This window comes from Massilia sp. 01N410 (assembly GCF_056399665.1).
The window spans coordinates 189,844-204,611 of the sequence record NZ_JBFTRV010000008.1; the positions used below are offsets into that span (position 1 = coordinate 189,844).

Below are 14,768 nucleotides of genomic sequence, written 5' to 3' on the forward strand. Positions count from 1 at the left end.
TCCTCCTAAGTCAGCTCTTTGGCCGGCCGCTTGGGCCGGAATACGGTCTGGTCGAGATAAAACGCCTCGTCCTGCTGCGGCCACCAGCCGGGTACGCCCAGCACCGGCAGCGGCGTGAAGCCGGACGTGGCAAGGCCCTCGGTGCACAGCTGGCCGGCCACCTGCATGTCGATCCAGGCGCGCCGGTCGTCCCAGGCCAGGCCGAACCAGGCATCGGGCGCGAACAGCACCCGCGTGTGCGCCGTGATCGCCTTGCGCGGCGCCACCAGCTTTTCCATCAGGGCGTGGCCGAACAGCCAGACCTCGGCATCGCGCTCGAACGCGGCGCGCCGCAGGTACAGCGTGTGGTGCCACTGGTGGCCGCGCAGACCGTCGACCAAGGCGCGGCCATCGCCGGTGTCACGCACCACCAGCAGGGCGGCGTTCTCGTCGAAGATGGTGGCGGCATCGCGCGCCGGTCCGCGCGACTGCTTGATGCCGGCGGCGGCGATCTGCGCCGCCTGTAGTGCGTTCAGCTCGCGCTTGATGAGCGGGAAGGTTTGCCACACCAGGCCGTTGAAGAAGTCGTGCAGGTTCTCGCGCGTCGGCACGCAGCCGGTGGCGCCGATGAATTCTTCGTAGGCGGTGTTGGGCGGCAGCGCGGCCTGGGGCACGAAGCGGACAGGCTGGCCGCGGTGGTTCTGCAGCTGGAGGCGGGCCGCATTCGCATTGAAGCGGTCGATGAAATGATCAGCTGAACCCGCGGCCGGCTCCAGGCTGTCGAAGGCCGGGCGCACCGCGTCATACCACGGCTGCGCCCACCCGATCTGCTCGAACTGCTCGAACATTCCTGCTTACAGCATCTTCCAGTGGAGCTGCTGGCCGGCGTCGAGCGGCACCAGCTGGTGTTCGCCCATCGGCACGCTCGGCGGGATGGTCCAGGTTTCGCGCTTGAGGGTGATGCTGCCCTCGTTGACCGGCAGGCCATAGAAGTTCGGGCCGTTCAGGCTGGCGAAAGCCTCCAGCTTGTCCAGTGCGCCGGCCTGTTCGAAGGCGGTGGCGTACAGCTCCATCGCGTGCAGGGCGGTGTAGCAGCCGGCGCAGCCGCAGGCGCTTTCCTTGGCGTGCACGGCGTGCGGGGCCGAGTCGGTGCCGAGGAAGAAGCGCTCGTCGCCGCTGGTGGCGGCGGTCACCAGCGCCAGGCGGTGTTCCTCGCGCTTGAGCACCGGCAGGCAGTAGTAGTGCGGGTTGATGCCGCCCTTGAAGATCTCGTTGCGGTTGTACAGCAGGTGGTGGGCCGTGATGGTGGCCGCGATCGGGCCTTCGGCCTCGGCCACGTACTGGGCGGCGTCGCGCGTGGTGATGTGCTCGAACACGATCTTCAGTTCCGGGAAATCGCGGCGCAGCGGGCGCATCACGCGCTCGATGAACACGGCTTCGCGGTCGAACAGGTCGATGTCATGGTTGGTCACTTCGCCATGCACCAGCAGCGGCATGTCGAGTTCCTGCATCACCTCGAGGGTCTTGTAGCACTTGCGCAGGTCGGTCACGCCGGCCGCCGAGTTGGTGGTGGCGCCGGCCGGGTACAGTTTCACCGCATGGATGAAGCCGGTGTCCTGGGCGCGGCGGATCTCGTCCGGGTCGGTGTTATCGGTCAGGTACAGGGTCATCAGCGGCTCGAACTGCATGCCTTCCGGCAGCGCGGCGAGGATGCGGTCGCGGTAGGCGGCTGCGTCGGCAGCGGTGGTGACCGGCGGCTTCAGGTTCGGCATGACGATCGCGCGGGCGAACTGGCGCGCGGTGTGCGGCAGCACGCTGGCCATCTGCGCGCCGTCGCGCAGGTGCAGGTGCCAGTCGTCGGGGCGGATGAGGGTGATGGTGTCGGGGGATTCGATGATGGACATGGCGGCTCTCGGATTGCGAACCCCGGCATTTTACCTGCAGGTATGGAAGACGGCACGCGCCCGCCACGGCTCGCGCACGATACGTTTCCTAAAAGAACTAAATCGATAGAAGAAGATAAAATTTAGCTATTCACTATTCGACTATCGGCATGGATCTCGATTTCGGCACGGTCGCGCCGCTGGCGCTCATCATCGTCTTCGCCTACACCGTGTTCGGCCTGACCGGCTTCGGCTCCTCGGTCACGGCGATGCCGCTGCTGGTGCAACTGATCCCGCTGCGCATGGCGGTGCCGCTGATGCTGGTATTCGACCTGAGCGCCGGCCTGCTGCTGGGCCTGAAGAACCTGAAGACGATCGAGCGCCGCGAAGTGCTGCGCCTGATTCCCTTCATGCTGGCCGGGATGGGCCTGGGCGTGTTCGCGCTGGTGCGGGCGCCGGAGCGCGTGCTGCTGGTGGTGCTGGGCGCCTTCATCCTCTGCTATTCGGCCTGGAGCCTGCTGCTGCGGCAGCCGCCGAAACCGCTCGGCGCCGGCTGGGTCCTCCCCTTCGGCGTGGTCGGCGGCATGTTCACCGCCATGTTCGGCACCGGCGGCCCCTTCTACACGATCTACCTGACGCGCCGCCTGCGCGACAAGCTGGTGCTGCGCGCCACCATCAGCGGCGTGATCTTCTTCAGCGGCCTGGCGCGCCTGGCCCTGTTCTCGAGCGCCGGTCTGTATCGCAACCATACGCTGCTGGTGCTGGCCGCGCTCCTGTTCCCGTTCGCGATGGGCGGCCTGTGGCTCGGCAATCACCTGCACAGCCGGCTGCCGGCGGCGCGGGTGGTGCAGGCGATCTGGGGCGTGCTGGTGATCGGCGGCATCAGCCTCATCATAAAAAATGTTTGATTGACCCCTTGACCTTCCAATGATGGGAAGCTCGAAAGTGAGGGTTCCGATCCACCTCACTTTTGAAAGCACATCATGGTTACCAAGAAAATCCTGCCGCTGCTGGCCTTCCTGTCGCTGTCCTTCCTGGCGGGCTGCATGTCCCCACCTAGCGACCTGGACCTGTCCACGCACCGGACCACCGCCAACCAGCGCTACGTGGTCGACATCCGTCCGGTCGACGGCCCTGCCGACCTGAACCGCATCCACGCCTGGGAAGTCGACGTCAGCTCGCCGTCCGGCCAGCCCGTCGACGGCCTGAAAATCGCGGTCGACGGCGGCATGCCCCAGCACGGCCACGGCCTGCCGACGCGGCCGCGCGTCACCCGCCAGCTCGGCGCCGGCCGCTACCTGATGGAAGGCATGAAGTTCAGCATGACCGGCTGGTGGGAGATCAAGCTGAAGATCGACGGCGCCGCGGGCAGCGACACCGTCACCTTCAACACCATCGTCGACGGCCGCGGCGGGCGGCTGGCGGCGCGCTGAGGCCGGCCGTGAAAGCGCCTTTCCGGAAGCTCCTGCTGGCGCTGGCCGCCCTGCTGGCCACGGGCGCCGCGCTCGCCGCATTCACCTCGGCCGGCCGGGATGGCTGGAGCGACGGCGAACTGCAGATCCTGTCCACGCTCAGGCTGAGCCAACTGGCGCCGCCGGCGCCAGACCCCTCGAATGCGGTCGAGGCCAGACCGGACGCCGTGCAGCTCGGGAAGCAGGTGTTCGCCGACACCCGCTTCAGCCGCAACGGCGCGGTGTCCTGCGCCAGCTGCCACCAGCCGGACAAGCAGTTCCAGGACGGCCGGCCGCTGGGCCAAGGCGTCGGCACCGGCCGGCGCCGCACGATGCCGCTGGCCGAAGCCGGCCATGCGCCCTTCACCTTCTGGGATGGCCGCAAGGACAGCCTGTGGTCGCAGGCCCTCGGTCCGCTCGAAGACCAGCTCGAGCACGGCGGCAGCCGCCTGGCCTATGCCCACCTGGTGCGCGCCCACTACCGCGCGCAGTACGAAGCGCTGTTCGGTCCCATGCCGGACCTGAGCCGGCTGCCGGCGGAAGGCGGTCCGCTGGGCACGCCGGCGCAGCGCGCCGCCTGGGCCGCGATGCGCGAGGACGACCGGCGTGCGGTGTCGCGCGTGTTCGCCAACCTCGGCAAGGCGATCGCCGCCTACGAGAAGACGCTGTACTACGGCGAGTCGCGGCTCGACGGCTATATCGAAGACCTGCTGCACGCCGACCCGGCGGCGCCGCAGCGCCTGAGCGCGCAGGAAAAGAACGGCCTGCGCCTGTTCATCGGCAAGGCGCAATGCGTGACCTGCCATAACGGCCCGCTGTTCAGCGACCAGCAGTTCCACAACACCGGCATCGCTCCGCGCACGCCGGGCAAGCCGGACTTCGGCCGCGGCGCGGCGCTGACGCAACTCCTGAGGGACGAATTCAACTGCCTCGGCCCCTACAGCGACGCCAAACCGGAACAGTGCGAGGAGTTGCGCTTCCTGTCGGCCGACGACCACACGCTGGACGGCGCCTTCAAGGTGCCCGGCCTGCGCAATGCGGCAGCGCGGGCACCGTATATGCACGCGGGCCAGCTGGCGTCGCTGGGCGAGGTGCTGGAGCATTACCGCCGCGCGCCGGCCGCCGCCGCCGGACACAGCGAACTGAAACCGCTGCGCCTGAGCGACAGCGAAGTGCGCGACCTGGCCGCATTCCTGGGAACGCTGTCCAGTCCCGTCGTCGAAGGACGCCGCTGAATCAGGCGATCATGGTGACCACGCGGTTGATCAGGTAGCCGCCGACCACCAGGAACAGGAACAGCACGCTGGCCAGCAGGATCGGCTTGATGCCCGCCTGGCGGATCGCGCCGACGTGGGTGCGCAGGCCGAGGGCCGCCATCGCCATCGCCAGCAGCACGGTGTCGAGCTGCAGGATGGCGTCGACCAGGCCGGCCGGCAGCAGCCGCAGCGAATTCAGGCCGCTGGCGCCGACGAACAACAGCGCGAACCAGGGAATGGTGATGCGGCGCCTGGCGGCAGCTTCGGTTCCCTCTTCGGCGCCGAGGCGGCTGCTCAGGACGACCAGGAAGGGCGCCAGCATCATCACCCGCAGCATCTTCTCGATCACGGCGCTCGAGGCCGCGGCTTCGCTGACGGCGCGTCCGGCCACCACCACCTGGGCCACCTCGTGGATGGTCGAACCGGCATACAGGCCGTAGGCGGTCTCGGACAGGTGCAGCCAGGGATACAGCAGCGGATACACGAACATCGACAAGGTGCCGAACACGACCACGGTCGCCACCGCCACCGACACCTTGTGCGCCTGGCCGCGCACCACCGGCTCGGCCGCCATCACGGCGGCGGCGCCGCAGATCGCGCTGCCGGCGCCGATCAGCATCGCGGTCTGGCGGTCCAGCCCGAACGCCCGGGTGCCCAATTGCACCGCCAGAGTGAAGGTGGCGACGATCACCAGCGCGTCGATCAGCACGCCGGCCCAGCCGATGTGGCCGATCTGCTGGAAGGTGATGCGAAAGCCGTACAGCACGATTCCCAGGCGCAGCAGGCGGTTGCGGGCGAAGTCGACGCCTTCCTGGCTGAAGGGCGCGATGCGCGGGAAGACCGTGTTGCCGAGCACGATGCCGGCGACGATGGCGAGGGTCAGCGCGCTGAGGCCGAGGCGCTGGAATACCGGCAGCGCGGCGCCCCACATCGCCAGCGCGGCGAGCAGCGCCGCCAGCGCGCAGCCGTGGACGTAGGGAAGACAAGGGCGGGATGGGTGAGGCATGGGTTTCTCCTGTTGTACCCATGCAGGTTAAACATTTCCCATTCATAAGAAAAACAAGTTATATTGATATGATTAATCAGCATAACTGATAAGCAATGCTCCACACGACCCTCAGGCAGTTCGAAGTCTTCGTCGCCACCGCCCGCAAAGGCAGCGTGACCCAGGCCGCCGCCGCGATCGGCCTGACCCAGTCGGCGGCCAGCATGGCCCTGGCCGATTTCGAGCGCCAGCTCGGCACCCGGCTATTCGACCGGGTCGGCAAGCGCCTCGTGCTGAACGGCGACGGCCGGGTGCTGTACCCGAAGGCGGTCGAGATGGTCGAGCGGGCGGTGGAGATGGAGCAGCTGTTCCATGAAGGCGGGCGCGCGGTGAACCTGCGCCTGGGCGCCAGCTCCACCATCGGCAACTACCTGCTGCCGCGCCTGATCGGACAGTTCCAGACGGCGCGGCCGGGCAGCCAGCTGCGGCTGGACGTCGGCAATACCCAGCAGGTGCTGGATGCACTGCTGCGCTTCGAGATCGACGTCGGCTTCGTCGAAGGGCCCTGCCTGCACGCGGACATCGAATCCATCGCCTGGCGCCAAGACCAGCTGGCGGTGTGCGTGCGGCCGGACGATCCGCTGGCCCGGCCGGGCGGCGCCAGCATCGACACCTTGCGGCGTGCGCGCTGGATCCTGCGCGAGCGAGGCTCGGGCACGCGCGAGGTGGTCGAGCAGCTCTTGACCGGCCAGCTGGGCGAAATCGCGCTGGCGATGGAGCTGGGCGGCACCGAGGCGATCAAGCGGGCGGTGGAAAGCGGGATCGGGATCTCCTGCCTGTCCTCGACCACCCTGGCCGGCGAAGTCGAACGCGGCAGCCTGGCGCTGGTGGAGACGCCCTTCCTGCGCCTGGTGCGGCCGCTGCACATCGTGCTGCACCGGCAGAAGTACCGCACCGAGGGCATCGAGGCGCTGCTGGCGCTGTGCCGGCGCGCTCTAGTCAGTGAATGATCCGCGCGAGGAATTCGCGCGCCCGCTCCGACTTCGGCGCGTCGAAGAAATCGTCCTTGGCGCTTTCCTCGACGATGCGGCCGTGGTCCATGAACAGGATGCGGTCGGCCACCCGGCGCGCGAATCCCATCTCGTGGGTCACCACCATCATGGTCATGCCGTCCTGGGCCAGGCCCGTCATCACGTCCAGCACCTCGCCCACCATCTCCGGATCGAGGGCGGAGGTCGGCTCGTCGAACAGCATCGCCACCGGGTCCATCGCCAGCGCGCGCGCGATCGCCACGCGCTGCTGCTGGCCGCCCGAGAGCTGGCTGGGGAACTTGTCCTGGTGCGCCAGCAGGCCGACCCGCTCCAGGTATTTCAGGCCGTTGGCGGTCGCCTCCTCGCGCGAGCGCTTCAGCACCTTCATCTGGGCCAGGTTCAGGTTGTCGCGCACCGACAGGTGGGGGAACAGCTCGAAGTTCTGGAACACCATGCCGATCCGCGCGCGCAGCGCCGGCAGCCGGGTGGCCGGGTCGCCGACCGAGGTGCCGTCGACGTGGATGCTGCCCTGCTGGAAGGGCTCGAGGCCGTTGACGGTCTTGATCAGGGTCGATTTGCCGGAACCGGAGGGGCCGCACACCACCACTACGTCGCCCCGCGCCACCCGCGTGCTGCAATCGCTGAGCACCTGGAAGCTGCCATACCACTTGCTGACATTGTCTATTTCAATCATATAGTTGTGTGCCTTGGGCGTGCTTGACAGCACCATCGGCCCCTAGGATACTGCGGAACTTGCCAAGATTGTCAGTACCGCGCCAGAAAAGTCAGCGGAACAGGTCGGACGATCGCCCCTGTTTTCCGTCGCACCGCCATCACCGGAAGGAACCCTATGAATAATCGTAATCGCCTGACCACTTACATCCTCGTGGGGCTGGTGCTTGGCATCGCCGTCGGCTACTTCGCACACAATTACCTGGAAAGCGCTGCCGGCTTCGCCGACACGCTGTCGCTGGTAACCACCCTCTTCCTCCGCCTGATCAAGATGATCATCGCGCCGCTGGTGTTCTCGACCCTGGTGGTCGGCATCGCCAAGATGGGCGACGCCTCCGAGGTGGGCCGCATCGGCGTCAAGGCGCTGGGCTGGTTCATCATCGCCTCGATCCTCTCGCTGACCCTGGGCCTGATCCTGGTGAACCTGTTCCGTCCGGGCGACGCGATGGCCGCCGCCGGCCACCTGCCGGCCGTGACCGAATCCTCGGGCATCGCCGTGACCGGCCTGACGCTCAAGGAATTCATCACCCACCTGGTGCCGACCTCGATCGCCGACGGCATGGCCAAGAACGAGATCCTGCAGATCGTGATCTTCTCGATCTTCTTCGGCACCGGCGCCGCCGCCGTGGGCGCGCGCGCCACCCCGCTGATCGACGCCATCGACGGCGCCGCCCACGTGATGCTGAAGGTAACCGGCTACGTCATGAACTTCGCGCCGGTCGCGGTGTTCGCGGCGGTCGCCAGCGTGATCGCCAAGAGCGGCGTCGGCGTGCTGTCGACCTACGGCGTGTTCATGGGCGAGTTCTACCTCGGCATCGCGCTGCTGTGGATCGTGCTGATCGCGATCGGCATCCTGTTCGTCGGCCCGCGCATCCTGCAGCTGCTGCGCGAACTGCGCGAACCGACCATCCTGGCCTTCACCTGCGCCTCGTCGGAAGCCGCCTTCCCGAAAACCCTGGAAGGCCTGGAGCGCTTCGGCGTGAAGAACCGCCTGGCCGCCTTCGTGCTGCCGATCGGCTACTCGTTCAATCTCGATGGTTCGATGATGTACTGCACCTTCGCCACCATCTTCATCGCCCAGGCCTACGGCATCGAAGTGCCGCTGTCGACCCAGCTGACCATGATGCTGGTGCTGATGCTGACCTCGAAGGGCATGGCCGGCGTGCCGCGCGCTTCGCTGGTGGTGATCGCCGCGACCCTGAACCAGTTCCACATTCCGGAAGCCGGCCTGCTGCTCCTGCTGGGCATCGACCACTTCCTGGACATGGCGCGCTCGGCCACCAACGTGATCGGCAACGGCATCGCCACCGCCGTGGTCGCGAAGTGGGAAGGCGAACTGAGCGACCCGAAGGCGGCCGGCACGGACATTGCGACGTCGCCGCTGCGCTGATTTTCATCCGTCGCCCCCGCGCAGGCGGGGGCCCAAGTTTGCATGCGTCTTGTTAGCTCACGCAGAACTTGGGCCCCCGCCTGCGCGGGGGCGACGCTTTTCTGGAGACCATATGACTTACCTGAAATCCTCGCGCACGCTGTTCGCGCTCTTCCTCTGCCTGTTCGCCCTCGCCGCCCAGGCCCAGACCGCCGCCCCGGCCAAACTGCCGAACGTGGTCATCCTCGCCACCGGCGGCACCATCGCCGGCACCGGCGCCACCAGCACCACCACAGTCGGCTATACCGCCGCCACGGTCGGCGTCGACGCCCTGATCAAGGCGGTGCCGGAACTGCAGAAGGTCGCCCACGTGAGCGGCGAGCAGGTGTTCCAGATCGCCAGCGAGAACATGGGCAACGAGCAGTGGCTGATCCTGGCCAAGCGCGTCAACGCCCTGCTGGCCCAGCCGAACGTGGACGGCATCGTGATCACCCACGGCACCGACACCATCGAGGAAACCGCCTACTTCCTGGACCTGGTGGTCAAGAGCCGCAAGCCGGTGGTGGTGGTCGGCGCGATGCGTCCCTCGACCGCGATCTCGGCCGACGGCCCGATCAACCTGTACAACGCCGTGCTGACCGCCGGCAGCCAGGAAGCGGTGGGCAAAGGCGTGCTGGTGGTGATGAACGACCAGATCAACGCCGCGCGCGAAGTCACCAAGACCAACACCGTCACCACCGACACCTTCAAGTCGCCGGAGCTGGGCATGCTGGGCTATGTGGTCGGCAACCAGCCGCACTTCTACCGCGCCTCGACCCGCAAGCACACCGTCGACACCGAGTTCGACGTGTCGAACCTGACGTCGCTGCCGGCCGTGGAAATCGCCTACAGCTACGCCAACGTCGGCCCGACCGCGGTCAACGCCTTCGTCGCCGCCGGCGCCAGGGGCCTGGTCCACGCCGGCGTGGGCGACGGCAGCCTGCCGAACAAGGTGCGCCCAGCCCTCTCCGCCGCGCGCGAAAAAGGCGTGGTCGTCGTGCGTTCGAGCCGCGTCGGCCAGGGCATCGTGGCGCGCAACGGCGAAGCCAACGACGACCAGCTCGACTTCGTGGTCTCGGACACGCTGAATCCGCAGAAGGCGCGCATCCTCTTGATGCTGGCGCTGACCAAAACGAACAGCACCAGGGAAATCCAGCGCATGTTCTACACCTATTGATCCTGGCGCCCGCCAGCGACGACAAGCCGCCTTCGGGCGGCTTTTTTGTCGTATCGGGGCCATATTTCGCAATATTGCCGTGCGGAGAAAGCAAGAATGCGTTCCGTATTTATCGTTCGCCGCGATAATGGAATCGTGCTTTCATCGTCCGCCGAATCCGCCATGGCCATGCGGTTTGAAGAAGTCGAATCCTTCGCGTCCAGCCCGCCGCCGGCGCCCGAGGCAGGCCACGGTCGCGCGGCGTGATCACCATCGGCACCGGGGTCGACGGCGACTGGGTGTGGGTGGCGATCAGCGACACCGCTTGCGGCATCCCGGCGCAGAACATGAACCGCATCTTCGAACCCTTCTTCACCACCAAGCCGGTCGGCAGCGGCACGGGACTGGGCTTGTCGCTGTCCTACAGCGTCATCAACAAGCACGGCGGACGCATCGAGGTCGCATCGACGCCCGAGGCCGGGACGACTTTCACCATCCGGCTGCCGATCACGCCGCCGGCCTCCCTAAGGCCTGCGGCCTGAAGCCTGGACGGTCTCTCCCTGACCTCAGAACATCTTCATCACGCCCAGCTGCACCGCGCGCTGGGAGGTCTGCTTGGTCGACGGGACCAGGGCGTCGTCATAGCGGTTGAAGTCGACCTCCGCATACAGGTTGGTCAGCTTCGAAAAGTGGTACGCAGCGCCCACCAGGGTCAGGTCGCGCCGGCCGCCGCCCGTGCGGCTGTCGTAGTCCGAGCGATAGAAGGCGGCGGTGACTTCCACCGGCTGGTTGACCTGGTAGTTGACGCCGCCGAAGCGCGTCTCCAGCTGGTAGCTGCCCGCGCTCGCGGTCTCCTGGCGTTCGCGCGACAGGCCGGCCTTGACGGTGAAGGCATGGACCTTGACGCCGCCGCCCACCACGAAGGCGTGATTGTCGAAGCCGGTGGTGGTCTGCTTGTCCGTCCAGGCACCCGCCGCCAGCAGCATTCCCTTGGCGTAGCTGAAGCCCACTGCCTTCGCCGTCCCCTTCCCGGCATCTCCCGCGACTTCGCCCGGCGCGTATTCGGCGCGCAGGGTCAGGCCGTCGAAGCTGCCGGTGTACTGGATGTCGTTGTTGAAGCGCGTGCCGGACGACGACGATGCGCTCAGGCCGGCCGTTTTCGCCGCCGCCGGCAAGCTGGTGCCGGCGCCCGAGGACAACGGCACGATGGGCGTGTAGTGGTGATCGAAGGGGTCGAGGAATTTCTCGGTCCGGAAGCCGATCGTGTACTGGCGGCCGATGTCGATCGAACCCCAGCTGCCGCCCAGCCCGACCGCTGCGGTACGGTTGAACAGGACGTTGTTGGTGTTGTCCAGGGCGCCGGTCTTGCTGTTGAAGCCGCTCTCCAGCTGGAAGTGCGCGTTCAGCCCATTGCCGAGCTGCTCCACGCCGCGAAAGCCCAGCCGGTTCGAGTAGTAATTGCCGGAGCTCGTGGTCCACATGCCGTGGCCTTCGGCGTCGACATTGGTCTGGTAGCGCAATCCGGCATCGACGGAGCCGTAGACGGTCACGCTGGCCTGGGCGAATGCGGCGGCCGGGAACAGGGCCGCGAGGGCCAGCATCAGGGTAGCTTGGGTTTTCATTGTCTCGTTATTGATGGATTTATGGTGGCCGAGGGCGTGCGCTGCCCTCGGCGGTTGCCGATGAAAAACTACAGGGGTGATGCGGGATTTAAGCGGTTGCCTTGGCCGCCGCCTTGCGCGCCGCCTGGCTGGCGTCACTGCTGAGCGACAGGAGGATGAGGACGCTGGCCACGGCCAGGCCGGCAATCGGCATCAGGGCCAGCGCATAGCTGCCGGTTTCTTCCTTGATCCAGCCGTAGACGTTGACCATGAGGCCGCCGCCGATCAGGTTGGAAGTGGCGTTGATGGCGGCCAGGCCGGCTGCCGCCGCCGAGGGCGCGATCCAGGTCGAGCTCAGCGCCCAGAACGGTCCCTTGAAGGAATAGGCGCCGACCAGCACGCAGGACAGCAGGACCACGGTCGGGATCAGCGCGCTGGTGGCCGAGGTGAACAGCATGCCGCCGGCGACCAGCAGCAGCGGAATGGCGGTGTGCCAGCGGCGTTCGCCCTTCTTGTCCGAATGGCGGCCCCACAGGATCATCAGCACCGAGGCGATCACGTAGGGTATCGAATTGACCAGGCCGGTCTGCATGACGGTCAGGCCGAAGGATTTCAACAGCTGCGGTTGCCACACGTTGAGGACGCTGCCTGCAGCCGAGGCGGCCGAGCAGACCAGCGCCATGCCCAGCACTTCCTTGGTACGGAACAGCTTCCAGACCGACACGCGGGCCGCGGTCTTCTTCTCGCTGCGTTCCTTCTCGATGCGCGTGGAGAGCCAGTTGCGCTGCTCGTCGCTGAGCCACTTCGCCTGCTCGGGGCGATCGGTCAGGAAGAACAGGCAGACGATGCCCAGCAGGACGGTGGGCAGGCCTTCGAAAATGAACAGCCAGTGCCAGCCGCGCATGCCGAACATCCCGTCGGTCTGGAGCAGCAGGGCCGAGATCGGCGAACCGATGAAGCTGCCCATCGGTACCGCCACCATGAAGGTGGCGACGATGCGCGCACGGTAGGCGGCCGGGAACCAGTAGGTCAGGTACAGCACGACGCCGGGGAAGAAGCCGGCTTCGGCCGCGCCGAGCAGGAAACGCATGAAGAACAGCGAGTTCTGGCCCTGCACGAAGGCGGTGCAGGCCGACACCAGGCCCCAGGTGATCATGATCCGCGCGATCCACTTGCGGGCGCCGTACTTCTGCAGCGCCAGGTTGCTCGGCACTTCGAAGAAGAAGTAGGCGATGAAGAACAGGCTGCCGGCAAAGCCGAAGACTTTCTTGGTGAGGCCGAGGTCGCCGTTCATCTGCAGGGCTGCCATGCCGATGTTGCCGCGGTCGATCAGGGCCATCAGGTAGCAAACGATCAGGAAGGGAATGATGCGCCAAGTTACCTTGCGCATCGTTTCCGCCTCGAGGCGGGGGTTGTTGTCGATGTCGTTCATGTCGTCTCCCATACTGTAAGGGTTAAAGCGCGTCTTGGGTGCGCGCCTGTGGTTTTTGTGTGACGTCAGGCTTGCTGTTCCAGAACCGCCAGCACGTTGGCCGCCGCCGCCGTGCCCATGCCGACGTAGGCATCGCCGGTCACGCCGCCGATGTGTGGCGACAGGATGGCGTTCGGAATCCCGGTGAACGGGTGGCCGGGGGTGAAGGGTTCGACCTGGAAGCTGTCCAGCCCAGCGGCACGCAGGGCGCCGCTGCGCAGGGCATCGGCCAGCGCCGCTTCGTCGATCAGGCCGCCGCGCGCGGTGTTGACGACGATGGCGCCGCGGCGCATGGTGGCCAGCGTTTGCGCGTTCAGCATGTTGGCGTTGTCCTTGGTGAGCGGGCAATGCAGGGACAGCACGTCCGACTGCGCGATCACGTCCGCCAGCGGCAACAGGCTGACGCCATCCGGCGCCGTTTGCGCGAACGGGTCGTGCGCGATCACCTGCATGCCCAGTGCGCTGCCGACGGTGGCCACGCGCGCGCCGATCGCGCCCAGGCCCACCAGGCCGAGCGTGCGGCCTTTCAGCTCCAGGCTCTTGTGGGTGGCCTTGTCCCAGTGGCCCTCATGCATGCGGCGATCGAGCGCCGGCACGTCCTTGGCGCAGGCGAAGATCAGCGCCCAGGCATGTTCGGCCACGGCGGCCGCGTTGGCGCCGACCGCCGCCTTGACGGCGATGCCTCGCTTTGCCGCCGCTTCCTTGTCGATGGTGTCGGTGCCGGAACCGTGCTTGGAAATCACGCGCAGGCGGGTGCAGGCCTCGATCACGCGCTCGGTGATGCGGCCGTAGCGCACGATGATCGCGACCGGCTGGTGCTGGCGGCACAGGGCGACCAGCTCGTCCTCGCTCGGCGTCTTGCCGGCGTAGACCAGGTCGTAGGTCGACAGCAGCGCGACCGCCTTGCCGGCCAGGTCGGCGCCGGTCACCAGGATCACGTCGCGCTTGGCTTGTTCCTCGAGGACGGCGCTCACAGCGTTTCTCCTTCGGCGAGCACGCCGGCCTTGCGCAGGGCGGCGTCGAGCCAGGCCGGACGCAGCTGGGCGCCGCTGCGGATGCCTTCGATGCGCGCGGTTTCATCGGCCAGCTTCTGCCTGGCCGCGTCCAGCACGGCCGGTACCTTGACCGGCTCGACGATGACGATGCCGTCGGCATCGCCCACCACCAGGTCGCCCGGGCGCACCGTCACGCCGCCCACGGAAATCGGCCAGTTGATCCGGCCCGGCACCTGCTTGGTCGGCCCGTTCGGGTTGGCGCCGGTGGCATACATCGGGAAGCCCAGCGCGCGGATCGCCTCGGTATCGCGCACGGCGCCGTAGACGACGATGCCGGCGATGCCGATCGCCATGCACTGGCTGACCATGATCTCGCCCATCAGGGCGCTGGTATCGTCGCCCTTGCCGTCGATGACCAGCACGTCGCCCGGCTTGGCGATCGCCATCGCCGCGTGGATCATCAGGTTGTCGCCGGGGCGCACTTCGACCGTCAGCGCCGGGCCGGCCAGGCGCATGCTCGGCGCCAGCGGCGCGATGCGGCTGCTCAGGGCGCCGCGGCGGCCGGCGACGTCGGCCAGGATGGAAGACGGGTACTGGGCGGCGCGCGCGACCAGTTCCGGGTCGATGCGCTCGATGTTGCGGATGACGTCGGGTGGGGTGGTATGGCTCATGGTGGGTCCTCGTCGTAGGTAGGAGGCAGCCACGAGGAGGGACGGGCGCAGGACGGCACGCGAGATGCGGGATGCCATGGATGTCTCCTCCGATGCGGCTGCTTTTTTGTCAGGCAGATTCTTGTATGAGCCGAGTATAGGAAGCACGA

14 protein-coding genes and 1 pseudogene are annotated in these 14,768 nt (G+C 67.1%); 7 read left to right on the forward strand and 8 right to left on the reverse strand.

From position 1 onward, the window contains the following. Positions 1-5: 5 nt before the first annotated feature. Both AC1DOP_RS13600 and pyrC read right to left on the reverse strand, forming a co-directional pair. Positions 6-827: a DUF3025 domain-containing protein gene (locus tag AC1DOP_RS13600; protein ID WP_442123966.1), complete on the reverse strand. Its 822-nt coding sequence runs from the start codon at positions 825-827 to the stop codon at positions 6-8. A 6-nt stretch (positions 828-833) separates the two neighbouring features. Further along, positions 834-1,883: a dihydroorotase gene (pyrC, locus tag AC1DOP_RS13605; RefSeq protein WP_442123967.1), complete on the reverse strand. Its 1,050-nt coding sequence runs from the start codon at positions 1,881-1,883 to the stop codon at positions 834-836. Positions 1,884-2,032: 149 nt separating this feature from the next. Between pyrC and AC1DOP_RS13610 the strand changes: the two genes are divergently transcribed. From AC1DOP_RS13610 to AC1DOP_RS13620, 3 genes are all read left to right on the forward strand, one after another. Beyond that, positions 2,033-2,770 (forward strand): sulfite exporter TauE/SafE family protein, encoded by a 738-nt coding sequence (locus AC1DOP_RS13610; protein ID WP_442123968.1) that lies wholly within the window; start codon positions 2,033-2,035, stop codon positions 2,768-2,770. A gap of 75 nt (positions 2,771-2,845) precedes the next feature. Continuing rightward, positions 2,846-3,295: a FixH family protein gene (locus tag AC1DOP_RS13615; protein ID WP_442123969.1), complete on the forward strand. Its 450-nt coding sequence runs from the start codon at positions 2,846-2,848 to the stop codon at positions 3,293-3,295. Positions 3,296-3,303: 8 nt separating this feature from the next. Beyond that, the gene (locus AC1DOP_RS13620; RefSeq protein WP_477251704.1) at positions 3,304-4,548 is read left to right on the forward strand and encodes a cytochrome-c peroxidase; all 1,245 of its coding nucleotides are present in this window, start codon (positions 3,304-3,306) and stop codon (positions 4,546-4,548) included. A 1-nt stretch (position 4,549) separates the two neighbouring features. Here the strand turns inward: AC1DOP_RS13620 and AC1DOP_RS13625 are convergent, their stop codons facing one another. After that, a complete protein-coding gene (locus tag AC1DOP_RS13625) occupies positions 4,550-5,575 on the reverse strand; it encodes a YeiH family protein (RefSeq protein ID WP_442123971.1) in 1,026 nt (341 codons plus the stop codon). A gap of 95 nt (positions 5,576-5,670) precedes the next feature. Here AC1DOP_RS13625 and AC1DOP_RS13630 point away from each other — a divergent pair, with 95 nt between their 5' ends. Next, on the forward strand, positions 5,671-6,564 hold the full coding sequence (locus AC1DOP_RS13630; RefSeq protein WP_442123972.1) for a LysR family transcriptional regulator: 894 nt from the start codon (positions 5,671-5,673) through the stop codon (positions 6,562-6,564). Here the strand turns inward: AC1DOP_RS13630 and AC1DOP_RS13635 are convergent. Continuing rightward, positions 6,554-7,279 carry an amino acid ABC transporter ATP-binding protein gene (locus tag AC1DOP_RS13635; protein WP_442123973.1) on the reverse strand — a complete coding sequence of 242 codons (726 nt, stop codon included), beginning with the start codon at positions 7,277-7,279 and terminating at the stop codon, positions 6,554-6,556. The genes AC1DOP_RS13630 and AC1DOP_RS13635 overlap by 11 nt on opposite strands. Positions 7,280-7,435: 156 nt before the next feature. Here AC1DOP_RS13635 and AC1DOP_RS13640 point away from each other — a divergent pair, with 156 nt between their 5' ends. From AC1DOP_RS13640 to AC1DOP_RS13650, 3 genes and pseudogenes are all read left to right on the forward strand, one after another. Continuing rightward, on the forward strand, positions 7,436-8,707 hold the full coding sequence (locus tag AC1DOP_RS13640) for a dicarboxylate/amino acid:cation symporter (protein WP_442123974.1): 1,272 nt from the start codon (positions 7,436-7,438) through the stop codon (positions 8,705-8,707). A gap of 112 nt (positions 8,708-8,819) precedes the next feature. Continuing rightward, positions 8,820-9,902, forward strand: a complete 1,083-nt coding sequence (locus tag AC1DOP_RS13645) for a type II asparaginase (protein WP_477251707.1) — start codon at positions 8,820-8,822, stop codon at positions 9,900-9,902. A 236-nt stretch (positions 9,903-10,138) separates the two neighbouring features. Beyond that, a pseudogene (locus AC1DOP_RS13650) lies at positions 10,139-10,423 on the forward strand (sensor histidine kinase); the annotation flags it as partial. Between the two features lie 24 nt (positions 10,424-10,447). Here the strand turns inward: AC1DOP_RS13650 and AC1DOP_RS13655 are convergent. The 4 genes from AC1DOP_RS13655 to AC1DOP_RS13670 all read right to left on the reverse strand — a co-directional run bounded on the left by AC1DOP_RS13655 (position 10,448) and on the right by AC1DOP_RS13670 (position 14,619). Beyond that, the gene (locus AC1DOP_RS13655) at positions 10,448-11,503 is read right to left on the reverse strand and encodes a porin (RefSeq protein ID WP_442123976.1); all 1,056 of its coding nucleotides are present in this window, start codon (positions 11,501-11,503) and stop codon (positions 10,448-10,450) included. 88 nt (positions 11,504-11,591) lie between these two features. Further along, positions 11,592-12,914 (reverse strand): MFS transporter, encoded by a 1,323-nt coding sequence (locus tag AC1DOP_RS13660; RefSeq protein ID WP_477251709.1) that lies wholly within the window; start codon positions 12,912-12,914, stop codon positions 11,592-11,594. A gap of 65 nt (positions 12,915-12,979) precedes the next feature. Next, positions 12,980-13,927, reverse strand: coding sequence for an NAD(P)-dependent oxidoreductase (locus tag AC1DOP_RS13665; protein ID WP_477251711.1), 948 nt, complete (start codon positions 13,925-13,927; stop codon positions 12,980-12,982). Then, positions 13,924-14,619 carry an RraA family protein gene (locus tag AC1DOP_RS13670; protein ID WP_442123979.1) on the reverse strand — a complete coding sequence of 232 codons (696 nt, stop codon included), beginning with the start codon at positions 14,617-14,619 and terminating at the stop codon, positions 13,924-13,926. Before AC1DOP_RS13670 ends, AC1DOP_RS13665 begins: the two co-directional genes overlap by 4 nt. Between the last annotated feature and the right edge of the window lie 149 nt (positions 14,620-14,768).